The organism is Streptomyces sp. NPDC044106 (assembly GCF_056433985.1).
In genome coordinates this window covers 12,077-38,737 of the sequence record NZ_JBWKFZ010000031.1, presented here as the reverse complement: position 1 = coordinate 38,737, position 26,661 = coordinate 12,077, and the positions used below count along the sequence as shown (strand labels likewise).

The 26,661-nt window shown below is 66.7% G+C and carries 22 protein-coding genes and 5 pseudogenes; 11 read left to right on the top strand and 16 right to left on the bottom strand.

The window, feature by feature from the left end:
• Nucleotides 1-3 precede the first annotated feature (3 nt).
• The 3 genes from AC07DI_RS36315 to AC07DI_RS36305 are packed head-to-tail and all read left to right on the top strand — an operon-like array spanning nucleotide 4 to nucleotide 7,453.
• On the top strand, nucleotides 4-4,773 hold the full coding sequence (locus AC07DI_RS36315) for an amino acid adenylation domain-containing protein (protein ID WP_478909101.1): 4,770 nt from the start codon (nucleotides 4-6) through the stop codon (nucleotides 4,771-4,773).
• A gap of 5 nt (nucleotides 4,774-4,778) precedes the next feature.
• Complete coding sequence (locus AC07DI_RS36310) at nucleotides 4,779-6,683, top strand: type I polyketide synthase (RefSeq protein ID WP_478909099.1); 1,905 nt, start codon at nucleotides 4,779-4,781, stop codon at nucleotides 6,681-6,683.
• Nucleotides 6,684-6,685: 2 nt separating this feature from the next.
• Nucleotides 6,686-7,453, top strand: a complete 768-nt coding sequence (locus AC07DI_RS36305; protein ID WP_478909098.1) for a thioesterase II family protein — start codon at nucleotides 6,686-6,688, stop codon at nucleotides 7,451-7,453.
• A 47-nt stretch (nucleotides 7,454-7,500) separates the two neighbouring features.
• On the opposite strand, the gene AC07DI_RS36300 is transcribed toward AC07DI_RS36305, so the two are convergent.
• Nucleotides 7,501-7,671, bottom strand: coding sequence for a hypothetical protein (locus tag AC07DI_RS36300; protein WP_478909096.1), 171 nt, complete (start codon nucleotides 7,669-7,671; stop codon nucleotides 7,501-7,503).
• A 63-nt stretch (nucleotides 7,672-7,734) separates the two neighbouring features.
• Between AC07DI_RS36300 and AC07DI_RS36295 the strand changes: the two genes are divergently transcribed.
• Entirely contained in the window at nucleotides 7,735-8,502 is a 768-nt protein-coding gene (locus tag AC07DI_RS36295) for a transposase (protein WP_478909095.1), read from the top strand.
• 33 nt (nucleotides 8,503-8,535) lie between these two features.
• On the opposite strand, the gene AC07DI_RS36290 is transcribed toward AC07DI_RS36295, so the two are convergent.
• A complete protein-coding gene (locus tag AC07DI_RS36290; RefSeq protein WP_478909093.1) occupies nucleotides 8,536-9,459 on the bottom strand; it encodes an RNA polymerase sigma-70 factor in 924 nt (307 codons plus the stop codon).
• A 143-nt stretch (nucleotides 9,460-9,602) separates the two neighbouring features.
• Nucleotides 9,603-10,076: a carboxymuconolactone decarboxylase family protein gene (locus AC07DI_RS36285; RefSeq protein WP_478909091.1), complete on the bottom strand. Its 474-nt coding sequence runs from the start codon at nucleotides 10,074-10,076 to the stop codon at nucleotides 9,603-9,605.
• Nucleotides 10,077-10,256: 180 nt separating this feature from the next.
• Here AC07DI_RS36285 and AC07DI_RS36280 point away from each other — a divergent pair, with 180 nt between their 5' ends.
• A complete protein-coding gene (locus AC07DI_RS36280; RefSeq protein ID WP_478909089.1) occupies nucleotides 10,257-10,643 on the top strand; it encodes a DoxX family protein in 387 nt (128 codons plus the stop codon).
• A 138-nt stretch (nucleotides 10,644-10,781) separates the two neighbouring features.
• Here AC07DI_RS36280 and AC07DI_RS36275 read toward each other — a convergent pair whose 3' ends face one another.
• Together AC07DI_RS36275 and AC07DI_RS36270 are read right to left on the bottom strand one after the other, a co-directional pair.
• Nucleotides 10,782-10,991 carry a hypothetical protein gene (locus AC07DI_RS36275; RefSeq protein WP_478909087.1) on the bottom strand — a complete coding sequence of 70 codons (210 nt, stop codon included), beginning with the start codon at nucleotides 10,989-10,991 and terminating at the stop codon, nucleotides 10,782-10,784.
• Between the two features lie 12 nt (nucleotides 10,992-11,003).
• Nucleotides 11,004-11,303 carry a NucA/NucB deoxyribonuclease domain-containing protein gene (locus AC07DI_RS36270; RefSeq protein WP_478909085.1) on the bottom strand — a complete coding sequence of 100 codons (300 nt, stop codon included), beginning with the start codon at nucleotides 11,301-11,303 and terminating at the stop codon, nucleotides 11,004-11,006.
• Nucleotides 11,304-11,473: 170 nt separating this feature from the next.
• Between AC07DI_RS36270 and AC07DI_RS36265 the strand changes: the two genes are divergently transcribed.
• The gene (locus AC07DI_RS36265; protein WP_478909083.1) at nucleotides 11,474-11,644 is read left to right on the top strand and encodes a hypothetical protein; all 171 of its coding nucleotides are present in this window, start codon (nucleotides 11,474-11,476) and stop codon (nucleotides 11,642-11,644) included.
• A gap of 60 nt (nucleotides 11,645-11,704) precedes the next feature.
• On the opposite strand, the gene AC07DI_RS36260 is transcribed toward AC07DI_RS36265, so the two are convergent.
• Complete coding sequence (locus AC07DI_RS36260; protein ID WP_478909081.1) at nucleotides 11,705-12,637, bottom strand: LysR family transcriptional regulator; 933 nt, start codon at nucleotides 12,635-12,637, stop codon at nucleotides 11,705-11,707.
• Between the two features lie 366 nt (nucleotides 12,638-13,003).
• Here AC07DI_RS36260 and AC07DI_RS36255 point away from each other — a divergent pair, with 366 nt between their 5' ends.
• Both AC07DI_RS36255 and AC07DI_RS36250 read left to right on the top strand, forming a co-directional pair.
• The gene (locus AC07DI_RS36255) at nucleotides 13,004-13,228 is read left to right on the top strand and encodes a PLD nuclease N-terminal domain-containing protein (RefSeq protein WP_478909123.1); all 225 of its coding nucleotides are present in this window, start codon (nucleotides 13,004-13,006) and stop codon (nucleotides 13,226-13,228) included.
• 330 nt (nucleotides 13,229-13,558) lie between these two features.
• The gene (locus tag AC07DI_RS36250; protein WP_478909079.1) at nucleotides 13,559-14,032 is read left to right on the top strand and encodes an ATP-binding protein; all 474 of its coding nucleotides are present in this window, start codon (nucleotides 13,559-13,561) and stop codon (nucleotides 14,030-14,032) included.
• A 19-nt stretch (nucleotides 14,033-14,051) separates the two neighbouring features.
• On the opposite strand, the pseudogene AC07DI_RS36245 reads toward AC07DI_RS36250, so the two are convergent.
• Nucleotides 14,052-14,929: pseudogene (locus AC07DI_RS36245) on the bottom strand (IS630 family transposase); the annotation flags it as partial.
• Nucleotides 14,930-15,056: 127 nt separating this feature from the next.
• Between AC07DI_RS36245 and AC07DI_RS36240 the strand changes: the two are divergent.
• On the top strand, nucleotides 15,057-15,806 hold the full coding sequence (locus AC07DI_RS36240; RefSeq protein WP_478909078.1) for a transposase: 750 nt from the start codon (nucleotides 15,057-15,059) through the stop codon (nucleotides 15,804-15,806).
• A gap of 4 nt (nucleotides 15,807-15,810) precedes the next feature.
• Here AC07DI_RS36240 and AC07DI_RS36235 read toward each other — a convergent pair.
• The 6 genes and pseudogenes from AC07DI_RS36235 to AC07DI_RS36210 all read right to left on the bottom strand — a co-directional run.
• Nucleotides 15,811-16,002, bottom strand: a pseudogene (locus AC07DI_RS36235) (helix-turn-helix domain-containing protein); the annotation flags it as partial.
• 1,244 nt (nucleotides 16,003-17,246) lie between these two features.
• Nucleotides 17,247-18,401, bottom strand: a complete 1,155-nt coding sequence (locus AC07DI_RS36230) for an LLM class flavin-dependent oxidoreductase (RefSeq protein ID WP_478909076.1) — start codon at nucleotides 18,399-18,401, stop codon at nucleotides 17,247-17,249.
• 49 nt (nucleotides 18,402-18,450) lie between these two features.
• The gene (locus AC07DI_RS36225; protein ID WP_478909075.1) at nucleotides 18,451-19,686 is read right to left on the bottom strand and encodes an SfnB family sulfur acquisition oxidoreductase; all 1,236 of its coding nucleotides are present in this window, start codon (nucleotides 19,684-19,686) and stop codon (nucleotides 18,451-18,453) included.
• 23 nt (nucleotides 19,687-19,709) lie between these two features.
• Nucleotides 19,710-20,264, bottom strand: a complete 555-nt coding sequence (gene ssuE, locus AC07DI_RS36220; RefSeq protein WP_478909073.1) for an NADPH-dependent FMN reductase — start codon at nucleotides 20,262-20,264, stop codon at nucleotides 19,710-19,712.
• 67 nt (nucleotides 20,265-20,331) lie between these two features.
• Nucleotides 20,332-21,468 carry a dimethylsulfone monooxygenase SfnG gene (gene sfnG / locus AC07DI_RS36215; protein ID WP_384258741.1) on the bottom strand — a complete coding sequence of 379 codons (1,137 nt, stop codon included), beginning with the start codon at nucleotides 21,466-21,468 and terminating at the stop codon, nucleotides 20,332-20,334.
• A gap of 267 nt (nucleotides 21,469-21,735) precedes the next feature.
• A complete protein-coding gene (locus AC07DI_RS36210; protein ID WP_361161080.1) occupies nucleotides 21,736-21,822 on the bottom strand; it encodes a putative leader peptide in 87 nt (28 codons plus the stop codon).
• Between the two features lie 378 nt (nucleotides 21,823-22,200).
• Here AC07DI_RS36210 and AC07DI_RS36205 point away from each other — a divergent pair.
• Nucleotides 22,201-22,850 (top strand): annotated as a pseudogene (locus AC07DI_RS36205) (IS3 family transposase); the annotation flags it as partial.
• A gap of 252 nt (nucleotides 22,851-23,102) precedes the next feature.
• Nucleotides 23,103-23,324: a helix-turn-helix domain-containing protein gene (locus tag AC07DI_RS36200; protein WP_478909071.1), complete on the top strand. Its 222-nt coding sequence runs from the start codon at nucleotides 23,103-23,105 to the stop codon at nucleotides 23,322-23,324.
• Nucleotides 23,325-23,651: 327 nt separating this feature from the next.
• Here AC07DI_RS36200 and AC07DI_RS36195 read toward each other — a convergent pair whose 3' ends face one another.
• The 3 genes and pseudogenes from AC07DI_RS36195 to tgmB form a co-directional block, all read right to left on the bottom strand.
• The gene (locus AC07DI_RS36195) at nucleotides 23,652-24,101 is read right to left on the bottom strand and encodes an SMI1/KNR4 family protein (protein WP_478909069.1); all 450 of its coding nucleotides are present in this window, start codon (nucleotides 24,099-24,101) and stop codon (nucleotides 23,652-23,654) included.
• 413 nt (nucleotides 24,102-24,514) lie between these two features.
• Nucleotides 24,515-25,715: pseudogene (gene tgmC / locus AC07DI_RS36190) on the bottom strand (ATP-grasp peptide maturase system methyltransferase).
• Nucleotides 25,712-26,659: pseudogene (gene tgmB / locus AC07DI_RS36185) on the bottom strand (ATP-grasp ribosomal peptide maturase). The pseudogenes tgmC and tgmB overlap by 4 nt, the downstream one beginning before the upstream one ends.
• Between the last annotated feature and the right edge of the window lie 2 nt (nucleotides 26,660-26,661).

Below are 26,661 nucleotides of genomic sequence, written 5' to 3'. Positions count from 1 at the left end.
CTGATGACGGATTCTGTGATCAACCGGTTCGTGCGCCACGCCGAACAGAACCCCGAAGCGCCGGCCGTCTATTGGCGGCAAGGGGGCCTTACCTACCGAGAACTCCTGGACAGGGTTGAGGTCCTGGCGGCGGCGCTCCGGGAGCACAGGAGTGAGGGACCGGTGGCGCTCCACCTGTCGCGGACTCCCAAGCTGATCGCCGCGCTGCTGGCGTCGTGGTACTCGGGGCGTGCCTTCGTCGCCCTCGATCCTCGGCATCCGCCGCGACGGCAGCAAGCGATCCTCGCGGAGAGCCGGCCGGCTGTGCTCGTTTACGACGATCCGCTGACCTTCGACGTGCCGGGCCTGCCTCAGTGGGACATCCGGGACTTGGGGACGGCAGCGGTGTCTCGCACGGCAACGCCGGTGGAACCGGCGGAGGACACGGCGTACCTGCTCTATACCTCGGGTTCTACCGGCAAGCCCAAGGGCATCGCCATCGCTCACCGCAGTGTACGAGCCCTCATGGACTGGGCACAGGAGTACTACGAACCGGATCAACTGCGCTGCGTCCTGGCCTCCACGACGATCACCTTCGACCTGGCCGTGTTCGAGATCTTCGTTCCGCTGGTCACGGGACAGGCGATCTGGTTGGTGGAGTCCGTGCTGGACCTGCTGGACGAGGAGGCGGGTAGCGCTGCTCCGACGCTGATCAACACGGTGCCGTCGGCCGCGCGCGAGCTGGTGCGCGCCCGCGCGATCCCTACCAGCGTGAACACGGTTAACCTCGCGGGTGAGGCGCTGAACTGGAGGCTGGTCGATGACATCTATGAGAGCAGCCGCGTCAACACGGTCAACAACCTGTGGGGGCCCTCGGAGGACACCACCTACTCCACGGCGTTCCGCAGCCGTCGCGCGGACGAACGCCCGGGCTCGGGGCCCGTACCGATCGGCTTCCCGGTGTCAGGCACCGAGGTGTTCGTCGTGGATGAGCAGCTGCGCACCGTGGCGCCGGGACAGAAGGGTGAGATCTTACTGGCGGGTGTGGGCCTGGCGGAGGGGTACCACGACAACCCCGAACTGACGGCGGAGCGGTTCCCGCAGTTCACTGGCCCAGACGGCGAGGAGCGGCGCGTCTACCGCACGGGCGACTGGGGACACCGAGACCCGAGTGGGCTCCTGCACTTTCACGGCCGGATCGATTTCCAGGTCAAGATACGCGGGCACCGCATCGAGCTGGAGGAGCTGGAGCAGGCCCTGCTGACGTTGGACGCGGTCCGCGAAGCGGCCGTCATCGTCCAGAGCCGTCAGGAAGAGCACAAACTGCTCGCGATCGTGACGAAGAGCCGTCACGACCAAAGCGACGACGAATTGATCGGGCAGTGCCGACAGCATTTACAGCGGACACTTCCGGCGTACATGATGCCGCACGGCTTGCAGGTGCGAGCCGCCGCGCTGCCGCGCACGACCAGCGGAAAGATCGACCGCCGGGCACTCTCCGCAGATCACGAGGTGCGGCAAGATCAGGCGGTGCCGTCGTCACCGGTGATGGCCCTCGTCGCGGAGACTCTCGGGCGAGTGCCGGAAGCGGACGACACCTTCCTCTCGCTGGGCGGTGACTCCCTGGCAGCGGTCAGGCTCAGGACGCTGCTGCGCGACCGGGCAGGCAAATCCGTGGATGTGCGTTCCATCCTGTCGGCCACCGAGCCGCTCTCCGCCCTGGTACGCCGGATCGAGGAGCTCCCCGACAACGTGGCAAAGGCCGACGCGGTGCCCCTGAAGGACGGCCGCCTCAGCGCGCTGGAATATCGCATGGTGAAGGTCTACAAGACGCACCGTTCGCCCGGGAGTTACAACATCGGTCTTGTGGTCCGTTTCGACGGTGTGGTGGAGACCGACCGTATGCGCCGGGCCATCATGACGGTGCTGGCGCAGAGCCGCTCTCTGGCCTCGACCGTCGAGCTGGATCGCGACGGTGCGCACTACCGTCCGGCCGACATGAGCGGCGTCTGGTGTGAGCTGCCCGCGGAGGAGTGCGACGAGGGGCGGCAGCGGGAGTTCTTCGCCCGGCCGTTCGCACTGGAGCAGGAGCCTCCTGTTCGGGCGCTGCTGTTGACGCAGCCCGATGGGTGCTCCCGTCTCCTGCTCTCGTTCGCTCACACCGCCGTGGACGGGGTGGGGCTGAACGCGCTGCTGCGTGACATCAGCTCCGTCTACCGAGGAGACGCTCGGCCACCGTCGGTGAAACCCAGGTTCACCACGGCGTCCGATGTGCGCACTTGGGAGGCGGTGAGGCACTGGCAGCACGAACTCGGGGGGTATGGAGCTGAACACCCGTGGCCCCAAAGCCTCGAGCATGCTCCCGACGGCGTTGTGTCGTGGACGGTGGATGCCGATGTGCGTGAGCGGCTCGCGGTCGCGAGCCGAGACCATGGCCTGACCCTGCCCGTGATGCTGATGGCCACGCTGTTCGTTGCCCTGCAACGGGTGAGTGGCTCCCGGGATCTCGTGATCGCCACTCCGGTGGCCAATCGAGAGGGAGCCGGGGCCCAGTCGGTGGTGGCGAACATGACGAACTCGTTGCCGGTGCGGTGCGTCCTGCACGAGGGGAGCACGGTCCGTGAGGCGGTGACACAGGTGCATCGGCAGCTCGCGGACGGATTGCAGTGGCAGGACGTCGCGATCGACGAGGTGGTCGACCGCTTGTCGGACGAAGTCGCCAAGGAAGCGCTCTTCGACATCATCTTCAGCTACATGGACTTCCTTCCGGATGACCTCGGTCTGCCGGACGTACCGGCGCGCGTCGACCTCTGCCACACCGGGAGCGCCAAGGCGCCCTTGGTCGTCTCCGCCATCGTGACGGCCGACGACGGCCTGCGGCTGATGTTCGAGTATCAGGGGGACCGGGTCCCGGCGGACTGGGTGACCACGATCTCCGACATGTACGGGCATCTCCTGGAGCAACGCAGTGTCCTTGACGGTGGGACGCTGGACCGACTGGATCCGGTCCCACCGGCACAGTTGCCGGTTCTGCGAGAACTGCTCACGCCGAGGCCCGTCGAGACGGCCGCGTCACTGGTCGACTGGCTTTCGGACAGCGTGGCGCGCTTCGGCCCCCGCGTCGCCCTCCAGGACGGCGATGTCTCCGTGACCTACGCGCGGCTCTGGCGGGAGTCGGAGGATCTCGCGGCCGGCCTTCAGGCACACGGCGTGCGAGCGGGCGATGCGATCGGCGTGCACATGGTGAAGGGCTGGCGCCTGGTTGCCGCGCTGTTGGCGGTGCTGCGAGCGGGCGCCTTCTATGTCCCGCTCGATCCGCGTAACCCCACAGAACGCAACCTCTATATAGCGCAGCACAGCCGCATCCGGTTCGCTGTCACCGACAGCGACGAGGCGGCCGGCTTCCCGACGGAGAGCTACAAGGCGCTGGCGCGGTCCGGCGACGGGTTCACCCCCGTACCGGTCGCGGCGCACGACCTCGCGTACGTCATCTTCACCTCCGGCACCACCGGGCGCCCGAAGGGCGTCACCATCTCCCATCACAACGTGTGCCGCCTTTTCTCCGCCTGCGCCACGTGGGGGCAGTTCGACGAGAACGACCGGTGGACACTGTTCCACTCCTACGCGTTCGACTTCTCGGTGTGGGAAATATTCGGGCCGTTGCTGTACGGCGGGTGCGCGGTGATGGTGCACCACGCGGAAGCGACGAACATGCTGCGCTTCGCCGAGTTGCTGGAGCGCGAGCGGATCAGCGTGGTGAGCCTGACGCCGACGGCGTTCCGGAACTTCACCAGTGCCACGGACGCCGCCCTGTCCGAGCTGCCACGGCTGGTGGTCTTCGGCGGCGAAGAACTGCACCCTTCCGATCTGCAACCCTGGTGGCGGCGCTACGGCACACAAGCGACCCGTCTCGTCAACATGTACGGCATCACCGAGGTCACGGTGCACGCCACAGCGCACGAGATGACGCCGGAGGATACGACGTCGTGCATCGGCACACCGCTGGCCGACACCGGAATCCTGCTCCGCGACGCCCGCGGCCTGCCGTGCCCGATCGGGGTGCCGGGCGAGATGTGCATCACCGGGGACGGGGTCAGCCTGGGGTACTACGACGCGCCGGAGCTCAACGAACAGCGGTTCGGCTTCCTCAGCGCACAGGGCGTCGAGCGGCGCTACTACTTCAGCGGTGACGTGGCCGTCGTCGACCGCACGGGTCGGCTCCGCTACCTAGGACGGCAGGACAGCCAGGTCAAGGTAAACGGTCACCGGGTCGAGCTGGACGAAGTCACCGGTGCGCTACGACAGGCGCCCGGTGTCACCGCCGCCGTGGTGCGCGCGGTGGCGATCGACAGCGACGCCCGGATGCTGGTGGCCTGGTACGTCTCGGACCGGGATGTCCAGCCGCAGGAGCTGGCCGAGCAGGTATCGCGGGTGCTGCCGGCCTGGGCGGTGCCGGAGAGACTGCTGCCCGTTCCGGTCCTGCCGATGACCGTTAACGGAAAGATCGACGAGAGCCGACTTCCCGATCCCCTGCAGGCCGAAGCCGCGCCGCAGCCCTCCGGCGAGCATCCCGTCCACGAAATATGGCGGGAGATCCTCGGTGCGGGGCAACTGCCGGAAGATCTGCCCTTCTTCGAGGCGGGCGGCTCGTCGATCAAGGCAGCGTTGCTGGTGCAGCGTCTCAACTCCCTGCTGCGGGAGCCCGCGGTGTCTCTGGTCGATGTATTCCGGCATCCGTGCATCCAGGACCAGAAAGAGATGGTGGATGAACTCCTGAGGGCCGAGAGGACATGAGGGTCATGGATATAGCCATCACGGGGATGAGCGTGCGCGTCCCCGCCAGCGACACCCCCTGGGAGCTCCATCGCCTTCTCCTCAGGGCGGAGTCAGCTATCGACCATTTCGATGCGAAGCACTCGGATCTGGTCGGTGCGCGTGGCCTGATCGACCGGCATGACTGGTTCGATACGCAACGCTTCAACATCGCGGAGGCGGAGGCGACACGCATGGACCCACAGCACCGTCTGGTGCTGGAGGAGGCTGTGCGAGCGATGGAGAGCGCCGGTCATGCCGTCGGGGAACATCCGCTGGAATGCGGGGCCTTCGCGAGTTGTTCGGCCAGCATCAACCACTGGACAACACGCCAGGAAGAAGCGGCGGACAATCCCATCGCCCGCTACAACGTACTGCTGGGAAACGATAAGGACTTTCTCGCCACGCGGTTGTCCTGGCATCTGGATCTCACCGGCCCTGCGATGTCCGTGCAGAGCGGCTGCTCGAGCAGTCTGGTGGCGCTGCACCAGGCATGCCAGGCGCTACGCAACGGGGACTGCTCGATCGCGCTGGTCGCGGCGGCATCTCTCACTCTGCCCCTTCAGGAAGGCTCCCCAGTCACCGAGGGGATGATCTTCTCCCTCTCGGGCCAGTGCAACCCGTACACGGACAAGGCGGACGGAACGGTGGGTGGCACCGGTGCCGTGGTCCTGGTGCTGGAGCCGCTGGACCAGGTGCTGCGGGAGGGCGGCCCGTGCTGGGGCGTGATCAAGGGCAGCGCTGTCAACAACGACGGCCGGAAGAAGGTCAGCTTCACCGCACCGAGCATCGACCAGCAGAGCGCGGTCATGAACCGTGCTCTGGCCAAGGCCGATGTGGATCCAGCGAGGGTCGGATACATAGAAGGGCATGGAACGGGCACCGTGCTGGGAGACAGCCTCGAGCTGGCGGCACTGATGGAGGTGTACGGGCAGAGGCAGGGCCCGATGCCGTCGCTGGGCAGCATCAAGGCCAACATCGGCCATCTCGATGCTGCCAGCGGTCTGGTGGGTGTGGTGAAGTGTGTGCTCGCGCTGCACCACCGCGTGATCTATCCTCAGCCCGGCATGGACGGTGCTCGCGTGCAGACGTCATTCCAGGTGCATGCGCAACCGTCACCGTGGCAGAGGCCGGACGAGCTGGCCGCCGTCACGTCGCTGGGGGTGGGGGGCACGAACGTGCACATGCTGCTGGCACCGCCACCGTCGCGCCCGGCCGCAGCGCTCGCCGGGCCGTTCTGGTTCCCCTTGGCCGCCGCCAGCGAAGATGGGCTCCGGCTTCTGGCCCGGCACCTGCTCGAGGTGACGGAGGACGGCGGCCGGGACGCCCTGCCCCACCACGCCTGGACGCTGCAGCACCGTTATCGGCAGGACAAGCAGCTGTGCCAGTGTCATCTTCAGGCGGAGAGCTGGGACCAGCTGCGGCGGCAGCTCGAGCAGCTGTGCGCGGGCGTACCGCTGGATGAGGTGCACTGCCCGGCCCCGCCCACGCCGCTCGAGGCCTCACCTGCTTTGTACCGGGTTCCGTTGCCGGCCACGCCCCTGAACAGCCGCCCGCTGCACGGTACGGACATCAAGACGACGGTGGCCCCCACTCCCCCGGTGAGAGCGGAGAACGGGTCGCTGGCGGAGGTGATCGCCGCAGAATGGCAGAGGAGCCTCGGCGTGAGCACGGTGCCCCATGCCGACTCCCACTTCTTCGAAGAGGGCGGGGACTCGTTGCTGTCGGTACAACTGGTGCAGGCGTTGACGCAGAGAGGGGTCAGCTCGTGCTCCGTCGCCGACCTCTACGAGGCGCCTCGGCTTGGAGATTTCGTACGGCGGGTCCTACGGGATGTGCGCGAGGTGGAATCAGTGGATGACGACGCCGACGACGGAATTGTGGAGTTATAACCGTGTACTTGAGTGAGTCGCGTGACCCCGATGCGTCCTCTGTCGTCGTGTTCATCCCTCATGCGGGCGGCAATGGTGAGGCGTTTCTGCCGTGGTTCAGGTCCTTTCCCGCGGGCGTGGATTGTCGCTATCTCCAACTGCCGGGGCGAGGCAGGCGGATGGGTGAAAGCATGCCGGACAGCCTGGGCGATCTCGCGGAAGAGGTCCTGGACGAGTTGTCCGGTCTCCACGACAAGAGGATCTCGATCTTCGGCCACAGCATGGGCGCTCTCATCGCGTTCGAGCTCGGCCAGAGGATGGAGACCGTCTGGGACACACCGGCCGAGAGACTGTTCTTCTCCGGTTGCCGCGCGCCATCCCGGCCCGTGATGTACCAGCTCTCCGGCCTCAGCGACGAGGCATTGATCGAGAAACTTGCCGGTCTCGGTGGCGCCAGCCCATCGGTGCTCGAGCGAGCGGATGTGCGCGAACTCTTCCTACCCGCGTTGCGCCAGGACATCGTGCTCGCCGAGAACTACGTGGCGCGGGACCTCCGGCCGCTACGGGCTCCGCTGCACATCCTCTGGGGCACGCAAGACCGCTCGCTCACCGAGGAGATGATCATGGCGTGGCGTGAGCTGTCCCGAGATGGACGCGTCTGGTTCCATCCCCACCCAGGGGATCACTTCTACCACCAAGCGCAGCCAGATAGCGTGAGAGCGGTGATGCAGCACGCTCTGGGCCTGGATCCTGCGATCCAGGCCCGAGGGTGGGCGGACTGGCTCCGGTGAGCGCGGGGTAAGACGGCGCGGTGGTACTGGTGGGTTACGTGGATGCACTACTTCCTTGGCCGGCGGAACTGCTTCCAGAGCAGCCAGCCCAGCCGACCAACATGCAAGGACATCAGCAGGTAGTGAAATACCTGAGTGACCCCCACATATGGGCCGAGATCGAATAGCGCTATCAGGTAGGACAACACCTGCAGCGCCAGTAACAGTTGCTCTGACATAGCAGCCTCCGGGGCACTTAGGGCTGTCCTGTAAGTGATCTTGATGTGCGATGGTCTTGGGCTGTGGCTGGTGTGATCACGGCGTCGGAGCCGTCTTGGATAGCTCCGTTCACCGGGCTGAGCCCGCGCACCTTCGGCAAGTTGGTGACTCAGCTGCGCCGAGATGGTGCTGACGCGCCGGGTCGTGGTCGGCCCTGGAAGCTCCCTCTTCAGGACCGGGTGCTGCTGGTGGCCGCTTACTGGCGCACCAACCTGACACTGAGGCAGCTGGCGCCGTTGTTCGGGGTGTCGAAGTCGGCGGCGGACCGGGTCATCGACCACCTCGGACCGAAGCTCGCGCTCCCGCCGCGGTGCCTATTTCGTGCGAACGCCGTGCTGATCGTGGACGGCACCCTGGTGCCGACCCGCGATCACAGCGTGGCAGAGCAGTCAAAAAACTATCGGTACTCGACGAACCATCCGGTGGTCGTCGACGCCGACACCCGGCTGGTGGTCGTGATCGGCCGGCCACTGCCGGGCAACCGCAACGACTGCCGTGCCTGGGCCGAGTCCGGCGCGAAGGACGCCGTCGGGAAGACCGTAACGATCGCCGACGGCGGCTACCGCGGAACGGGACTGGCCATCCCTCATCGCCGCAGCGCCGACGAAAAACTCCCCGACTGGAAGCAGGTGCACAACAAAAGCCACAAACAGGTCCGGGCCCGCGTCGAGCACGTCTTCGCCCGCATGAAGACCTGGAAGATCCTGCGTGACTGCCGTCTCCGCGGCGACGGCGTGCACCATGCGATGCGCGGCATCGCCCGCCTTCACAACCTCAACGTCACCGGATAGGCGAACGAGCCGGCCCACGGCCGGTCCCCGGGCTCACTTCGTCTGCCGGCGGGCTTGTTTCACCTCGCCATCGATGGCCCAGGCGTCGGTAACCGGTCCGAGGTGGCCGAGCTTGTCAGGGTTGATCACCGAGCGGATGGTCTGGATCTGGCCGTCGAGCACGTCGAGGGCCAGGGCATGGAGGACCTTGCCGTCCCGGTCCCGGAAAACGGCGCCGGGCTGGCCGTTGACCTCGTGCGGCTCGAACGTCACGTCGATCCGGGCCATCAGCGGGAAAACGGAGGCCAGCAGCCGGGCCACGCTCTCGGCGCCGACGACAGCCCTGGCCAGCTGCGGGGCCTTGCCGCCACCGTCCCCCACCATCTGCACGTCGGCGGCCAGCAGATCCCTCAGACCGGCGACATCACCTTCGCGAAGGGCGTCGAAGAACCGCGTTGCCAGCTCCTGCCGCTCTTGGCGGTCCGCTTCGAACCGCGGCCGCCCGGCCTCCATGCGCCGCCGCGCCCGCACCAGCAACTGCCGGCACGCCGCCTCCGAACGCCCCACCGCCGAGGCGACGTCGGCGAACCCGAAACCGAACACCTCCCGCAGCACGAACACCGACCGCTCCAGCGGGCTCAGCCGCTCCAGAAGCAGCAGCGCCGCCATCGACACCCAGTCGGCCAGCTCCGCCGAGCGCGCCGGATCCTGATACGGATCACTCAGCAGTGGCTCGGGGAACCACGGGCCCACGTACTCCTCCCGCCGCACCCGCGCGGAGCGCAGCACGTCGATCGAAATCCGCGTCACCGTGGCGGACAGAAACGCCTTGACCGACCTGGGAAGGGTCGTCGAGCCATCGAAGCGCAACCATGTCTCCTGCACCGCGTCCTCAGCCTCGCTCACGCTGCCCAGAATCCGGTAAGCGATCGAGAACAGCAGGGGCCGCAGCTCCTCGAACTCGTCGACCTTGTTCACGCCACATCCCCCCTGAGGTCTTCCCGCCCGGCCGTATCTCCCGGCGCGGGCCAGTTCTGGTGATCTTCCGGCCCCTCAGCGGGACTGTGCAACACCCCCCACGCCCGGGGCGACAGTGCCCCGGGCGGCTCATCGATGACCCCTCAGTGGAACTGCCCGACCTCGTAGTCGCCGCCCTGCTGCTGGGCGATGATGTTCAGCCGAGTCGCCGTGTTCATGAAAGAGACCAGGACCACCAGGGCGGTGAGCTGCTCCTCGTCGAAGTGCTTCGCGGCACGCGCCCAGACCTCGTCACTGACCCCGCCGGCCGCGTCCGCAACCCGGGTCCCCTGCTCCGCCAGCTCCAGCGCGGCACGCTCGGCCTCCGTGAAAACCGTGGCCTCCCGCCACGCCGCCACCAGGTTCAGCCGCACCGAGTCCTCGCCGGCCGCAGCGGCCTCCTTGGTGTGCATGTCGATGCAGACGACGCAGCCGTTGATCTGGCTCACACGCAGGGCCACGAGCTCCTGTGTCGCAGCCGCCAGCGGCGAGTCCTTGAGCGTCTTGCCCGCCGACATGAGGTGCTTGAGGGCTTTAGCGGCGGTCGGGCTGGCGAAGTAGTTCAGTCGCGCGTCCATGTGTGTGCTCCTCCGTGCTCGTCGATGGCTACACCCCCCCTGAGACGAGACAGCCCGACGCCCTGTGACACGGACGCGTGTGCTCCACGTCTCCTCGAACTCGGATGTTCGGAGATGTCACATGCGAGGGTGCTGCCTCGTCCCAGGGGAAGCAGGCAATCCTCGATCAAGGAGCTGCTGGTGAACTTCGCACTTTGGATCATCGCCGGACTGATGGCCGCCGTCTGCCTGACGGGCAGCTCCAAAATGTTCGTGCCCAAGGAGAAACTGGCTGCCATGGGCGGCACCGCCACCCGATGGGTCGAGGACTTCAGCCCCGGCGCCCTCAAAGCCATCGGCGCCATCGGGATCCTGGCCGCGGCGGGCCTGATCCTGCCCGCCGCGCTCGACATCGCACCGGTCCTGGTACCGCTGGCCGCCACCGGACTGGTGCTGCTGTTCGCCGGCGCGCTGACCATGCGCCTCCGCCGTGGCGAGAGAGTCACGATCGCGGGCGACCTGGTCTACCTCGCCTTGGCCCTCTTCCTGGCGTGGGGTCGCTTCGGCCCCGAGTCCTTCACCGGCTGACCACCCAGGTCGGCGTGAGCCGGTTGCCGAAGGCGCGCGGGCCCACCCCGGTGCACGGACTCCAGCACGGCTCCGGTGCCGTGATCACACCAACCACAATCCGAGATGTCGCAATCAAGATCACTTGCGGGACAGCCCTTAGACGGTGTCCCAGATGCGGATGCTGATTTGGGCTTTGATGGCGGGCTGGAGGCTGACCAGGTGGAGGTGGTGGCGCTCTCCGGCTACTACCTGTTCTTCGGCGGTGTGCAGGGTTGCTGTGCCGTCGAGGTAGGTGTCGGCGTCGTACACCTCCAGGACGCGGCGGCCTGGTGTGGCCGTGCAGGTGTACTCGTGAAGGAGCGGCATGGCATTTCCCGGCTAGTCGGTGATCTTCACGTAGAAGGGGTCGCCGTCAAGGACGCGGTTTTGTGTGTACGTCTTGTTTATCCGTTTCCCGCGTGCACCGTTGTCCTTGCCGTCGATGAGGCGGACGGAGAAGCGGTTGTCGCCCTTGGTGGACCCTTCCCGGGTGGAGGCGAAGGGGTACTCGTCGCACTCCAGGCCGCTACCGGTGTAGTTGCCCCAGACCTTCTTGCACTCGCTGATGGACTTGGTCCGGTTCTTGTCCTGCTTGTCTTTGTCGACGAGCCGGTGCAGGGGCTCCTTCTCGCCTGGCACGCTCTTGCCGACGAAGGAGGGGAAGGTCCGGTCGGGGCGCTATTGCGCGTCGTAGCGGATCACGGTGTGTGCGGGATTGAGTCACGGGGGGCCTTCTGCGTAGTGCCCCAGCCGGGGGGTGGGGGGGACTCTGCCTCAAATGCGACGCAGACCCGGGCTTTGAAGACGGTTTGGAAGGCACCCAGGAGGAGATGGTGGGGCTTTTCGACTCCTACCTGTTCTTCGGGGGTGTGTCGGGTTTGAGAAACGGCATCCGTTCGTACCTCTACGCGGCGGGGGAGCGAATCCACGACGGTGTCGATTGGGGCGTGGTGGGTCAGGGCGGCTATGCGATGTCCTGACAGGGGTGGCGCTATAGCTCGAGACCCGACCACAGCAGGTAGCGGGGGCCAGGCTCTGTCTCATAGTCGTTTTTCCCTTCGTCCAGGCTGGTTCGCGCGTCGCTTTTCGGCCTGGCATACAAGGATGCTGTGCAGGGCGCGTGCCGCTGTGCGTCCCGTGTGTCCGTTGCGTCGTTGGAGCATGACGCGGAATTCGGTGTTGTCATCGGCGAGAGGGCGGTAGGTGATGGCGCCGCTTCGTTCTAGTGGGTCGCCGTGCACGCTGTAGTCAGGTAGAACGGCAGCGCCGAGCCCTTCTGCGACCATGAGTTTCCCCATTTCGGCGCCGTCGGCCGAGTAGGAGAAGAGCGGTGTGCTGCCGCTGAGGAGGCGGTGGATGTAGCGGTGCATGACGTAGCCGGCCCGCATCGTAATCAGCGGGTGGGCCAGCAGCTCGGCGACGGTGATCGCTGAGCGTGCGGCTAGGGGACTGTCCTGGCGGATGCATACAACGGGTCGTCCGCGGAGTAGTTCCGTAGTATGCAGGCCGGGCGGGAGGTCGTCGTCGCGTAGGTAGCTGACGATCCCCAGATCGAATCCGCCCTCGGTGAGGTGTTGTTGGATGCCGTCATGCCGGTCCGCGATAACTTCCACCTGGGTCGATGGGTGGGTGGTGCGGAACTCGCGGATGGCTGGTGTCAGGAGGGTGACGGTGGCGGCATTGACCGTGCCCAGTCGTAGCGCGCGGTTGGTGTGGTGCTGTTCGTCGGCTGCTTGGCGCAGACGATCAACTGCGTCCAGCACTGCGGCGATGTGCGGCAGCAGTTCTCGTCCCTCGTGACTGATCTTGGCTCCGGAGTGCTTGCGCTCCAGGAGCTCTACTCCCAGTTCGCGCTCCAGTTTGCGCAGTGTCTCGCCCAACGCTGGCTGAGACAGATGCAGTGCCTCTGCAGCGCGGCGTAGTGATCCGAGCCGTGTGACTGCCGCCAGATATTCCAACTGTTCTACACGCATGGCGAGATACCTCCGACCCGCATAGTAAGCCGTCCGCACGGAGGGCGAGGTGAGAGGTCTTCCCTATCGCCATATCTGAAATTCGCGCTGGACCCGCGGTCTGAACGCTGTTTATGCTCGGGTTCAGAAGGTCTGGCTGGCCTCTCTGAATCCCCTCACCGGCGGCGAGCCAGGCCTTCTGGGGCATGCCGCTAATTGCTGGCATGATGCCCGACCTGTAGGGGTGGGCGGTAGTGGCAGGTGTGGTGCATCTTTTTGCACTTCCGGCATGGCTTCCCGTTTAGTGATGAGGTTCACCCGTAACCGTTGGGGGGCTTGGTTCCTCTCTCTTCCTTAATGTTGTAAGAACTTGCTCTCAACGCAGAGATCACCCAGAAACGAGATATAAATGTTCTGGCAGCACACACCCCACGTGGCTCTAGCAGCTGTGAGCAACACGGAGCACGGCATCGCCTCCGCCGGCGTCATAGGCGCTCTCGCAGGATGAAGCTCGTCTGGCTTGTACTTACTTTTGCGCTCCCCTTCCTGGGGAGCCTGCTCTGGTTCGCTGTGGGTCGCCGTGGTTCTCTTCACCGAGGCCGTGCCGTGTAAGGCAACTTACCCGGACCTGGTCCTGCCTGCACTGCAAAACGGAAACACTTTCTGCTGGACTGGCGCATCCTTCGGGCCGCGCCCTGCGAGTTCATCCCTCGCCTTTCATCTAAGTCGCGAAATGCGGTCTTAGCACAGTCTCGCGGTTGTCAAATGCGAGACTTTCTTGAACTGGCGTCATGCCAGATGGCCGCACAGAGGGGACGAAAGCCCCTAAGTGCCTGTCCGGAAGTCCCGTAAGGTGCAAGGCCTTGGACCCTACCGTTGAAACATCAAGCTTTGTGAGGTTGGGGTGAGGTAGACGAGTTTTCTGCGAAATGGAAAAGGGAAATGCCTAACACGGCACAGGCGCCGATTGCATGGCGTGTACCTCTGCCTCCTGTACCTGTCGCCGCCTCGATAGCTCGAACCCTTGTTCGTGCGGCTCTGATGCGCCCTGCTGGGCATTCGACACAGACCCGTCAAGCTCCGGCATGTGCACCAGCTGCCGTGGACCATGACGTGGCTGAATTGCTCACTTCGGAATTGGTGACGAATGCAGTTGAGCACACCACGGCACAAGCCCCCCTTGAACTACTTCTGGAAGTTCAGAATTCGGGATTCCGTGTCGAAGTTCGGGACCATGATGCAGGCCCTGTGGAAGAGCTGATGACTGATGGGATACCTCACCACGGGCCCGACCTGCGGAGTGAGGGCGGACGCGGCCTCCTTCTTGTTCGAGAGCTCAGCTCATCAGCCGGGTGCAGCCTCAGCGAAGGGGGCAAAGGCGTCTGGTTCACCCTTTCCTCCGGACAGGCTTACTGACCTTGAAAGCGTGATGTCGTCAGGGTGATCCGCTGGGCGGAGTGAGTCCGGTTCCGGCGAGGCAGCCGTCGATTAGATCGCTGCGGTATTGGATCTCGTGGAGGCCGCTGTGGATCAGGTGGTCGGGGTCGGTGAAGGCGGTGTTGGCCTGCGTGGTGCGTCGCAGCACTGACCAGATCCCCTCGACGGGGTTCAGGTCGGGTGCGTAGGAGGGGAGTTGGTAGACGGTCAGCCAGTCCCGGGCGGCGATGTAGGTGCGCATCCCGGCGGCCAGGTGGGTGTTGAGGTTGTCCCAGACCAGGACGATCGGGCCGCCGAGCTGGGCATGTGCGGCCTGCAACAGGTCGCGGTAGTCGGTCCAGGCGAAGCTCTTGCGGCCGTCGCGGTTGCCGTCATCCATGCGGCGCCGGTAGATCAGCCGGGACCGGTGTTCGGGCTTGTAGCAGGCCAGAGCGGCGATCGTCAGACGCCGCCTCGAGCGGCCCCGGACGCGGATGACCGGGGTGCGGCCGCGGCGGGCCCAGGTGTGCTTGGTCGGCGGCGTCATCGCAAAGTCGGCTTCGTCTTCGAACACGAGCCAGGCCCCGAGCGCCGCCGCGGCGCTTCCACCTGCGGCCACGTGTCCTTCACCCAGCCCGCCACCGCTGCCTCGTCGCGCTCGACGGCACGGCGCGCGGGCACCTGGGCCGACCAGCCGTGCCCCTTGAGTAGCGCGGCCACCCTCTGCACCGTGTACGTCTTATGGAACCGACGGCCGATCAGGGTCTTGATCCGCGCCAGGGTCCAGGTCTGATCCGGCCAGCCATGCGCGACTGGCCCCTTGCCCAACTCCCGCTCCAGCACCGCGAACAGCTCATCGCTCAACAGCGGATACGAGGCCGGACCCTTCGTGGCCAGTGAGCGTTTTCAGCGTGGCCACCGATCGGGTGATGGGGCGGTGTTGGGTCAGCGTGCGCAACGGACAGGGCTCCCGTGCCGTTGAGGGAGGTGTTCGACGTCTCAACTCAGCAGCACAGGAGCCCTGTTGGTTCCGTATCCTGCCGCACTTGACCTGCCCCACGCCCTGGTCGAGTGGGTCACGATGCTCATCGTCACCCGCGAGGATGACCGGCGGTGCAAACTCCCGCCGCACCGCCGTGCGCTCGTCGCACTCGTGTACCTGCGCCGCCACGACACCCTCGCCCGTATCGCCACGGCCTTCGGGATATCCGTCGGTACCGCCCACGCCTACGTCACCGGGGTCATCGATCTCCTCGCCAAGCAGGCGCCAGGTCTGCTGAAGACGCTGCGCGCGCACGACCCGGACTTCGTTCTCCTGGACGGCACGCTCGCAAAGTGCGACCGCGTCGGCGACGGCAGTGCCGACTACTCGTCGAAACACAAACGGCACGGGGTGAACGTGCAGGTCATCACGGACCCGGCCGGGCAGATTCTGTGGCTGTCGCCGGCACTGCCGGGCCGGACCCACGATCTGACGGCGGCCCGCGCCCACAAGATCCTCCGGATCTGCGCACGCCAGGGCGTGCCGGTCCTCGCCGACATGGCCTACATCGGTGCGGGCGACTGGGTCACCACCGCCAAGCGCCGCCCGCCAGGCGGTGAACTCACCCTCACCGAGCGAACCGAGAATCGGGCCCTGTCCGAGGCCCGGGCACCCGTCGAACGAGGCATGGCACGGCTGAAGTCCTGGCAGATCTTCCGCAGATCCCGCATCAGCCCCAACCGCATGAGCGTCATCACCAAAGCTGTCCTCACCCTGGAGAAGCAACGCTGAAAACGCTCAGTGACCGCTCCCCGCCTTGGCTCCAGGCGAGGCGCCACCGCTGCACCGAACGCAGATGCACCCGCAGCTGGCGGGCGATGGCCGCGTTGTCGTCGCCACGAACGAAGCCTGCCGCGGCCTCCAGCCGCAACCGTTCACCAAACGCCCGCCGCTCCGCGGACAGGCCCCCACCCTGCGCATACCTCATGACACCGGCATACCGCGACGATCAACAACCGTCAGCCCTCACGACATCACCCTTTGAAGGTCAGTAGTACTGAGGACACGTGGCTGGTCCGACTTGGCTCCTGGACACGGATATCGGTCTTGCCGAGGGTTCTCTGTTGCGGATGGCCGTATTCAGGATCATCACATTGGCGGCGTTGCTTTGCCGGGTCTCAGCGTGCAGCCGATGTGTCGCTCGCTCGTACGCCGCCTGACGCAGCAGCTCGACGGGTCCAGCGCCACGGCGGTATGCGGCAGTAGCTCGTGTCTTTCGTGACTGATCATCCGATCCGGACCACTCGCGTTCCAGGAGCTCCACACGCCCAGCTCCGCTCCAGTTTGCGCAGCGTCTCACTCAACCGGCTGGGACCGTGCAGTTCTTGCGCAACACGACGTAGGTGACCCCAAGGGGGATGACCGCCTCCAGGTGGTCAACTGTTCTACGCGCATGGCCGGCTATCTTCGGCACGCACTGCGGCCGGCGGCGGCTCGCGGCCTGCTCAACATGCGCCCTTCCACGTTCGCGAGCCGCCTGGCCCTCGCCTGCGACGAGCACTGCCACGCAGTCGATCTGCAACTCGCCGGAGCCGAAACGCCGTTGGTGCTGTTCGACGAGGGGGGGCGGCCGTGCTGCACGACCCGGTCGGCGGCAGGTAGTTCCGGTCGGCCCGGCGGGCGGGCACAGCTGGTCGAGCTGCTCCCTGGCCCATGCGGACCAGGGAGCAGCGTCCGACACGGCTGCTGCAGTCTCGGGCTCGACCGGTCGCAAGCACTGGTCGCGTCGGGGGAGCGGCGGCTCACTGGCACCGAAGTGGCGTTGCCGGCCGTGTCCGACTGGACCGCCCTGGCCACTGCCTGAGCCGGAGGCCGTCGAGGGCACAGACTGCGTGCTCATCTCGGCACGCTGGCCTTGCCCGACGGCGGTGCTCTCAGGGCGTCACAGCCACGTCGGTGAGCGCGTAGCTGCCGTAGGGGGTGGTGCTGGCTGATACGACGCCGACGGAGAGGCCGACCGCCGTCCACCAGCATGGGTCCTCTAGGGCTCGAGATCTTGGAGACCGAGTTCCAGATGCAAGTCCCGCGCCGATCAGCAACCGCCGAGCAGCAGCACGAATATGTTGTCGGCTGGCCCACTCTCTAGCGGCGCGACGATCCCCGCCGGAGGCCGCAGCGAGGCGCGGCACTCCCACGGCATCGGGGCCGGTCGGCCAGGTTTCGCGGAGCCGCTCAGCCGCGTCCCGCGAACGGGATTTGCACCTCAGATTCCATCACCGGCTCCGTCACCCCCGGCCGCCGCCACAACTTCGCCTCCGCCAGGCGAGGTAGCACTCCCTCTCCGAACCAGTACGCCTCCTCGATGTGCGGGTGGCCGGACAAGACGAACTCTTCGATGCCGAGCCGCTGGTATTCGACGATCCGTTCGGCCACCTCGGCGTGGCTGCCCACCAAGGCGGTGCCCGCGCCGCCGCGGACCAGGCCGATGCCGGCCCAGAGGTTGGGAGCGACCTCCAACTCGTTCATGCTGCCGCCGTGCAGCGCCAGCATGCGCCGCTGGCCCTCGGACTCACTGCGGGCCAGCCCTTCCTGTACGGTGCGGATCGCCTCTGGCGAGAAGCCGTCCAGGAGGCGTCGGGCCTCGGCCCACGCCTGGTCGGCGGTGTCCCGTGTGATCACGTGCAGCCGGATACCGAAACGAACCGTGCGCCCCGCGTCGGCGGCCAGGTTCCGGATCCAGGCGATCTTTTCGGCCACCTGCGCGGGCGGTTCGCCCCAGGTCAGGTACACGTCGCTGAAGCGGGCGGCGACCTCCCCCGCCGCTGCCGAGGATCCGCCGAAGTAGACGGGCGGTACCGGGTCGGGCACGCGGGCCAGCCGCGCCTGCTCGACACGCAAGTGCTCCCCGTCGAAGTCGACGGACCGCCCCCGCCACAGATCCCGCACGACGCTCAGGAACTCGCCGGTACGGGCGTAACGCGCCTCCTTGTCCAGGAAGTCGCCGTACCCGCGCTGCTCGTGGCTCTCGCCCCCGGTGACGATGTTGAGGAGCAGCCGACCGGGTGCGTGCCGCTGAAAGGTGGCCGCCATCTGGGCGGCGAGGGTGGGGGCGATGATGCCGGGCCGGAGAGCGATGAGGAATTTCAGGCGCTCGGTCTCCCGGGCGAGCATCGCCGTGGTGAGCCAGGCGTCCTCGCACCAGGCCCCGGTAGGGGTCAGGGCGCCTTCGAAGCCGAGTTGTTCGGCGGCACGGGCGATTTGGGTGAGATAGCCGAGGGTGGCGGGGCGCTGCCCGCCCGCAGCGCCGGCGGGCAGGCCGTGGCCGCCGCCGACGATGTGCCGACTGTCGCCGTAGGTCGGCAGGAACCAGTGGAAGGTAAGACTCACGGAATCTCCGGAAACAGGGAAGTAGCAGGGGAGGGAGGAGAAGCTGGGGTCACAGGAGGCCGTGCCGGGGCGGCCTGGTGCCGTTGAGGACGTACCGACCGAGATGCTGCACCTTCCAGCGCACCGGGTCGTGCAGCGTGTGGGTGCGCGCGTCGCGCCAATGCCGGTGCAGGTTGAGGCCGTCCAGAGCGGCCCGGGTGCCGGCCACTTCGAAGAGCGCACTCCCCACATCCACGGCCGTCTCCGCCGCGTACGCCTTCGCCGCGGCGACCGCGATCGACGCTTCGGCAGCCGTGTCGTCAGTGAGGTGGGCGGTGGCGGTGTCCACGGCCCGGGCAGCGGCTTCCAGGAGGGCCTGCGCCGCCCGGACCCGCAGTTCGAGCGCGCCGAACCGCTGGACGAGCAGCGGGTCCTCGGAGGCCGTCGCGGAGCCGCTCTCGAACCAGGGGCGGCTCTTCGTCCGGACGAACTCGGCCGCTTCGGCCAGCGCAGCCCGAGCCACACCGCTGTCGATGGCCCCGTGCAACAACTGGGCAAATGCACCGTGCAGTTGCGGGCCCTCGAAGGTGCGGTGGTGCGGCACGACGAGGTCGGCCGGTACGGCGACTCCCTGCAGGCGCACCGTGCCGCTGGCGGTGGTGCGCTGCCCCATACCGTCCCAGTCGTCGACGACCGCCACGCCGGGCGCACCACGGGGTACGTACGCGACGTACAGCTTGTCCTCGGCGCCGCGGGCCAGCACCGGGATCCAGTGGGCGAACAGAGCACCGGTGCAGTAGTGCTTGGTTCCGGTCAGCGTGTAGCCGCCGTTGCCGTCCGGCTCCAGGCGGGTGCGGATGTCCTGGGCATGCCGGGTGCCCGCCTCCGCCTGCGCGTTGCCGAGGCGGCGCCCGGTCAGCACCTCGCGGAACAAGAACTCCTGCTGGCCCGAGCTCCCTTGGGCGCGCAAGACGTTGACATACACGAAGTGGCTCTGCGGAATTTGGGCGATGCTGGGGTCGGCGGTGGCCAGCAGTCGGAAGACTTCGGCCAGCGTTCCGGCGGTGACGTCGGCGCCACCGTGTGCGCGAGGCACGGTGATGCCGAGGAGGCCGCTTGACGAGAGCTGGTCGATTTCGGCGTGTGGCAGCTGGCGCCGGGCGTCCCGTTCCGCCGCACCAGGGCGGAAGGCATCCGCCAGTGCGGCCGCCACTGCGAGTGCTTCGGCGTCGTCGGCGATGACGTGGACGTGGTCGGGTGTGGGCTGGTCCGGTTGCGCTGCTGTAGTGGGGGAGGAGGTGGTCATGGAGGTTCCTTACGGTGGTGGCCTCAGTTCGCCGCAGCGAGTAGCGGGGCCCGGTCGAGGGCGCCGGAGAAGTGGTCGAGGACCCGGTGGAGGGCTTCGTCGGTACCCGAGTCGATGACGAGCGAGCCGTCCTCGCGCAGGCCTAGGTGTCGGTCCAGGACGAACCAGCCCTGGACGATGTGCGCGGCGCCCATGGAGGAGAGCACCGGTCGCAGCGCGTAGTCGATGGCCAGCACGTGGGCCGTGCTGCCGCCGGTGGCCAGTGGCAGCACTGTCTTGCCCGCCAGCGCGTGCTGGGGCAGCAGGTCGAGCAATGACTTCAGGAGTCCGGAGTAGGCGGCCTTGTAGACGGGCGTGCCGATGATCACGCCGTCGGCCTGCGCGAACAGCTCGGTGACGGTGACGATGTCGGGGTGCTGGAAGTCGGCGCCGAGCAGCGCCTGGGCGGACAGCGTGCGGACGTCGAGTTCCACGACTCGGTGGCCCTCAGCAGTGAGCCTGGTGTCCAGGTGTCGCAGCAAGCGGGCGGTACGGGAGGTGGCGGACGGGCTTCCGGAGACGGACAGAATGGTGGGCATGGCGGTGACCTTGGTTCGAAGGGGCGGCGGTGCAAGGCGGATTGGCCAGCGGGCCAGGCCGCTCGGTTCAGACCACAGCCGGGGCTGAGGGCCGCGTCTGTTCGTTGGGCAATTGGGCCTCCAGCTCGCGTACGAGCGGCAGCACGCGCTTGCCGAAATACTCGACCTCTTCCAGGTAGTGCAGGAACCCAAGGAGGAAGAGGTCCACGCCGAGACGTTTATAGGCGACGATGCGTTCGGCGATCTGCTCCGGAGTGCCGATCAACCCCGTACGGAATCCGTCGTTGTACTGGATGAGGTCCTCGAACGAGGAGTCCTGCCACATTCCCTTGCCGTCGGCGGTGGACTGGCCCGCCTGCTTCACGGCTGCCCCGAAGCCGCTTACGGCCTCGGTATCCGCCTTGGCGACGATCTCCCGCAGCACCTCGCGTGCTTCTGCCTCGGTGTCCCGTGCGATCAGGAAGCCGTTCAGTCCGAAGCGGGGCGCGGGCCGCCCGGCCGACTCGGCCGAGGCCCTCACGTCAGTGAGCTGTTCGGTGACCCCGTCGAAGTCTTTGCCGTTGCTGAAGTACCAATCGGAGACCCGTCCGGCCATGGCGCGGGCGGCGGTGGAGTTGCCGCCTTGGAAGATTTCCGGGTGCAGGCGCAGTGGAGAGGTGACCGGCTTTGGCTTGAGCGAGAAGTCGCGGATCCGGTAGAAGTCGCCGGCCAACCGCGCATGGTCCTCAGTCCAGATGCTGCGCAGTGCGGTGATGAATTCCTCGGCCCGCCGGTAGCGTTCGTCGTGCTCCAGCCAGGGCTCACCGAGCGCGGTGAACTCACCCTTGAACCAGCCGCTGACGACGTTGACCGCGAACCGGCCGCCGGACAGCTGGTCCGCAGTGGCTCCGAATTTGGCCAGCACGCCGGGGTTCCAGAGGCCGGGGAGGACGGCGGCGATGACCTTCAGCCGCTCGGTGGCAAGCAGCAGCGCCAGACTGAAGGAGGTGGATTCGTGCTGGTACTCGGCGCCGTAACTGGCCATGTAACGGACCTGGGTGAGCGCGTAGTCGAAACCGTTGTTCTCGGCCATGACAGCGAGTTCGCGGTTGTAGTCGTAGCCCCAGTCGGTGCGCTGCTCGACGGCGCTGGTGACCAGGCCGCCACTGACGTTGGGCACCCAGTAGGCGAAGCGCAGCGGATCAGAGGGGGAGGAGACGGGCATGAGGTGCTCCCAGTGGGTCTGTGAGAACGGGGCCGACGCCCGTAGGGGCACACGGCCGCTTCCGCGGAAAGAACAAGCGAATACGGCACCTGTCCACGCATGTTCGGCACACCTCCGGGATCGGAGAAACCAGCACACGAAAGCAGCGCACGGGCCAAGCCTTGAGACAACCCTTCCGAAGCTGAGGCAGCGGGATTGCGTCAGGCAATGGGCGAGCCAGAAAAGGAGAAACCAGGTTTCTCGGGAAAAGCGGGGTCGGTGACGTAGCTACCGGCCGGCGCGCCGACACAGGGCGCTGGAGACACGTACGAGGTCCACATGACGCCGTTGCGTGAGCCGTTCGGGCTTCTTCATCAACACGTCACCTCCTCGCAACAATTGGGCACTGCGGGCACTTCTGGTCAGCTGTTACCCGCCACGAAGGAGGAGCTTACCCAGAATGCCTCCCAGGTGGGCAACTCGTTCACGATACGGCGATAGGGTTCCCCTTCCACCGTGCGTGAGCGGGGAATGCACCGGACCCCGCCCGAAATATCTGTGATCTTGGTTGGATGGATGCCGGGCGAGGAAAGCGATATGATGAACTCGTTGGCGGGAATGGGCCTCCCCTGTGGGTGGTAGACACGCTGATGCTGGATCTGATTGATCCGGAGGAAGCGAGAAGACCGCCGATGGCGATGAAGGACTACTCGGACGAGTTCAGGGCCGATGCCGTGGCCCTGTACGAGTCCACACGAGAAACGCGTCGCCCGCGTTATGCGGGCGTTCTCCATCACCGGAATCCGCCTGCGCAGACGCGTGCGTACCACCCTCCCGGACCCGGCCACCTCACCGGTTGCGGACCTGTTCCAGCGGGACTTCACCGCCACCTAACCGGCCTGAAATACATGGGCGATATCACCTATCTCCCCCTGGAAAACGTGGAGTTCCTCTATCTCGCGACCGTGCTGGACTGCTTCAGCCGCAAGGCCGTCGGCTGGTCCATCGCCGACCACATGCGCACCGGACTGGTCGCCGACGCCCTGCAGATGGCAGCCGCAACCCGCGGCGGCCTGGACGGCGCTGTGTTCCACTCCGACCACGGGGCCCAGTACGGATCCCGGCCCTTCGCCGATCTCTGCGACCAGTTCGGGGTCACCCGGTCGATGGGCGCGGTCGGCACCAGCGCCGACAACGCGGCCTGCGAGAGCTTCCACGCGTCCCTGAAACGCGAGACTCTCCAGGGCGCCCGCGACTACGGTGACGCCGCCACCTGCCGCAGGACCGTCTTCGCCTGGCTGACCCGCTACAACACCCGTCGCCGGCATTCCGCCAACAGCCACCTCAGCCCCAACGAATACGAACACCGACACCACACCGCTGAACTCACGCTCGCCGCGTGATCAATAACCGCGTGCCCACCTTCACGGGGGAAGGCCCGATCTCCCATCCCAGTTCGGTCTCGTCGACCATGACAGGCAGTTACTGCTGGATTCCTCTTTCGCTGGGTATATGTCCGGGTGGCGGGGACGTTGGTGGTACTCGGGGGCGGGTGCTGGACGATGGTTTTACGGGCGCGAGCGGGGCGTGACGAGGATGAGCGGACCGTCGTTCGCCGGTTGTCGCGGGCACGGAGGGCTCCGCGTGATGCGGTCATGCGGGCCCGGATGATCGAGCTGAGCTGGTCGGGGCTGCGGGTGCCTGCCATCGCCGCGGAGCTGGACTGCAGCCAGAGGACGGTCCGTTGCTGGCTGCACCGCTTCAACCGCTCAGGCCTGCAGGGACTGGACGATCTGGGCGGGCAGGGCCGCAAGCGGCGGATCACCGAGGAGGAGCGGTCGAGAATCATCTCCCTGGTCAAAGGCGACCTGGCTTGAAGACCATCCCCGCATCCACCACGTCTTCATCCCCGTCGGCGCTTGTTGGCTCAACCTGCAAGAAGGCTGGTGGCGCATCTTCCGCAAGGCCGCCCTCGCCGGCCGGTCGTTCGCCAACCCCGACGACATTGCATACGCCACCGCCCTCGCAACCAGCCAGCTCAATTCCCGTGCCAGCCCCTGGGTCTGGGGCAGACCCGCACCTCCAACCCGCCAACTACGGCGCCGATATACGTACACCGTTTGAGGAATCTAGCAGTAACCATCGACCGCCATACCTGTCTCCAGGGCCGTGACTGTCGCGTCCAGGAGCGCCGGCAGTGACGGTCACATGGAGTGTGAGCCGAAGCGGGTCCCCTGCTCGTGGTCGGCCTCGCCGATCCGTCCGCGGCGGTGATGGTGCGGACGCTGGTCGATGATGAGACTGTCGCCGCCGCCGTCACCGGCGAAGTGGATCCAGTGGCAGTGCCACCACGGTCCGAAGTCCTGGTCGGGGTCGTTCTCCTCGGTGCCTTCGAATACATCGCGGTAGATCCTCAGGCCCAGCTGCCATTCGCTGGCGATGTTCCGCACGCTGAGCAGCCTCCAGAACGGGGGCAGCAGATCGTCATCGCCCGTGCCGATGTGCCGCAGCAGCGGCTCGGGAAGCGACTGGGCGATGAGACCTCCCCAGCCGCTGCGATGGCTGAGACTTGCGCCGGAGGCTCCAGAGCCGCGAACGTGCCGGACGAGCCACATCTCGATACGGGTCCAGGACTGGGCCACCGACGAAGTCATCCGGGAATCATTCCAGCCCAGGCCTCTGGACGGGCTCACAGGCACGAGCCCATCAGGTCACAGCCGCGGCGACGGCTCTTCGAGGAGCCGGCCGAAGTTGGGGCACCCGCCGCCCTCGCAGGCGCGGATGTAGTCCCCTGCCTCGCGCCACCAGCACTTGAAGCACAGTCCGTTCCCGGTCAGGCGGTATTGATGCCTGGTCCAAAGCGCCAGCTCCACCCTCCGGCCACTGCTCGCGACGCGTCCACAAGGACGGCGACACCGCCACCACGGCTCCGGCACAGACCTTCTGGACGACGAGGTCGAGCACATCTCTCAAGAAGCGCATGGCGGCGGCGGGCCTCCCCCCCCACGTTGCCACTCTAAGCTGTCCCGGTACTCAACGAACCGGCACACCCATCCGTTACAGCACGTCACCGATCAAGGGATGTGACACTGACACCTCTCAGGAGGTGGTGTTGCCAGCGGAGCGGGGGGTGACTGTCGATCCAGTAGGTGTGGGTCTCTTTCGTGATGCGCAGCTGCACTGTGGTGATGTCGGGGGTGCCTGCGTCCTGCCAGGCGGTGAGGGCCTGTTCGATGGTGTCCCACAGGGGCAGCGGGCCGCCTTGGCGGACTGCCCAGGTTCCACTGGTCTCCGTGAAACTCGCGAATGACTCGCGGTCCGGGTCGAAGAGGTGCAGCAGCCGCTTCCCGTCCAGCGACGTGGCGCGGAGGAACTGGGCTCTGGGAGCGGCAAGTTGTGCGATGAAGGCCGGCATCTACTCCTGCAGCAGCAGCGGTGACATCTTGCAGGCGCGCTCGCTGTCGGCGTAGGCGGTACGGGCGGACAAGTCACCGGTGATCGGTACTTCCGCCTGGGAGCGGGCCTGCATGAACGAGGAGCGGCCGATGATCCGCCCTTCGGCGGTGCCGTCTTCGCCGACGGTGACCTGCGCCAGGCCGGTGCCGTAGTGCCAGGACCCGCCGACCGTGGCAAGGACGATACCGCCCGGCTTGGTCTGTCTGATCCAGGCGTACGGGATGCGGCGCACCGCGCAGGTAGAGATGACGCGGTCGTAGGGGGGCGCGGCGGGGGTGGCCGAGCAGGCCGTCTGCGGTGACGGTCCACGTCGAGAACCCGGCCCTCTCCAGCGCCGCATCCGCACGGGCCGAGACGTTTGGGTCCACCTCGATCGTGGTGACGTTGTCCTCCCCGAGCCGGAAGCACAGCAAGGCAGCGGAGTAGCCGGTGCCTGTACCGATTTCCAGCACCTGGTGACCGTCTTCGACCTCCAGCTTTTCCAGCATGTCCACAACGGTGACCGGTGTGGTGGACGACGATGTCGGGGAACCCGACACCAGGTCACTGGTCTGATCCGCAGTGAGGTACCCGTCGAGCTGGGTGGTCAAAGACTCATCGCGGTAGGCGATCTCCATCCATTCATCGGGGTCGCTCGCCTCGGCCGTGACGGGCTTCCACCGGCTGCCCTCTGCGGGCAGGAAGACCCCGGGGTGCAGGAACAGCTCTCGGGGGACGGCCTCGACCGCTGCCCGCCAGTGGGGACTGGTGAGCACGCCGGCTTGCGTGAGTCGCTCGGCGAGGGCGCGCCGCTGTGTGGCGGTGTCGGTCATGGGGTGGCTCCTTGCCTCAGCAGTTCAGCGAATGCGGTGGACATGGCAAGACCGGTGGCCTCCTCCAGCCAGCCCCACTGTCCATTGGGGTTCAGCTCCAGCCACCACAGGCCGCCGGCCCCATCCACGGCGAGGTCGCGAAGCTCCCCGAGGCCAGCCCGAAGTGGTCCAGGTACGCGCAGAGGGCCTTCTTCATGCGGTCGGGCAGGTCCACCACGCTGTAGGACAGGGCCGAGTAGTCCTTGCGCCAGTCCAGCATCCCCGAGTCGATCCGTACGGTGAACACGTTGCGGCCGACCACCAGGACGCGCAGGTCGGCCACCTTGTCCACCACGGCCTGGAACAGGTGCGGCACCATTTGCACGCTTTCGTCGATCTCTGCCGCGGCGACCGGGTCGGCCCATCCCGTAACGGGAACGCCCTCTCGCTGGTAAGGCGTCCACCGGAGCGTCTTAAAGAGCATTCGATCGTGGCAGTCGATGAAGGCGCGCGCCTCGTCCGGGTCATTCGTCACCAGGGTCGCTGGCAGCGTGAAGCCCAGCCGCTGAGCAACGGCGAGCTGGGCGGGCTTGTAGTTGGCGGCGGCGTTGTGCAGCGGGTGGTTGACCCACAGCGGGCCGTCGAGAACATACAGGGTGCCGCCGAGCCCGTAGCGGACCTGGGCGGTTGCAAAACGCGCATCGTCAGGAGCGAGCTGGTCGAAGGCGGGCCACACCGGGCGGCGCCAGTACACCGACCGGATCTGGGTCAGGTCCACGGCCCGCGATGGGGTGCGGAGCCATCCGGCCACGGAGGTACCGAACCGACAGCGTCAGGTTCTCGCCGATGCCGGCGGGATTGAACTTGGCCACCGGCACGTTTCGCCGGTTCAGCCCGGTGATCACCATGTCGGCGGTGGCATCGTCCGCTTCAGTGGCCACGAGCGCCGACTTGTCTCCGGCCACAG

What these genes read in the sequence shown, in the direction of transcription:
- sfnG (WP_384258741.1), bottom strand. Translation starts at nt 21,468, where the DNA reads ATGCCCGTCTCCTCCCCCTCTGATCCGCTGCGCTTCGCCTACTGGGTG.
- AC07DI_RS36315 (WP_478909101.1), top strand. Translation starts at nt 4, where the DNA reads ATGACGGATTCTGTGATCAACCGGTTCGTGCGCCACGCCGAACAGAAC.
- AC07DI_RS36225 (WP_478909075.1), bottom strand. Translation starts at nt 19,686, where the DNA reads ATGACCACCTCCTCCCCCACTACAGCAGCGCAACCGGACCAGCCCACA.
- AC07DI_RS36310 (WP_478909099.1), top strand. Translation starts at nt 4,779, where the DNA reads ATGGATATAGCCATCACGGGGATGAGCGTGCGCGTCCCCGCCAGCGAC.
- ssuE (WP_478909073.1), bottom strand. Translation starts at nt 20,264, where the DNA reads ATGCCCACCATTCTGTCCGTCTCCGGAAGCCCGTCCGCCACCTCCCGT.
- AC07DI_RS36200 (WP_478909071.1), top strand. Translation starts at nt 23,103, where the DNA reads ATGCGGGCCCGGATGATCGAGCTGAGCTGGTCGGGGCTGCGGGTGCCT.
- AC07DI_RS36300 (WP_478909096.1), bottom strand. Translation starts at nt 7,671, where the DNA reads ATGTCAGAGCAACTGTTACTGGCGCTGCAGGTGTTGTCCTACCTGATA.
- AC07DI_RS36285 (WP_478909091.1), bottom strand. Translation starts at nt 10,076, where the DNA reads ATGGACGCGCGACTGAACTACTTCGCCAGCCCGACCGCCGCTAAAGCC.
- AC07DI_RS36275 (WP_478909087.1), bottom strand. Translation starts at nt 10,991, where the DNA reads ATGCCGCTCCTTCACGAGTACACCTGCACGGCCACACCAGGCCGCCGC.
- AC07DI_RS36250 (WP_478909079.1), top strand. Translation starts at nt 13,559, where the DNA reads ATGCCTAACACGGCACAGGCGCCGATTGCATGGCGTGTACCTCTGCCT.
- AC07DI_RS36260 (WP_478909081.1), bottom strand. Translation starts at nt 12,637, where the DNA reads ATGCGTGTAGAACAGTTGGAATATCTGGCGGCAGTCACACGGCTCGGA.
- AC07DI_RS36210 (WP_361161080.1), bottom strand. Translation starts at nt 21,822, where the DNA reads ATGAAGAAGCCCGAACGGCTCACGCAACGGCGTCATGTGGACCTCGTA.
- AC07DI_RS36195 (WP_478909069.1), bottom strand. Translation starts at nt 24,101, where the DNA reads ATGACTTCGTCGGTGGCCCAGTCCTGGACCCGTATCGAGATGTGGCTC.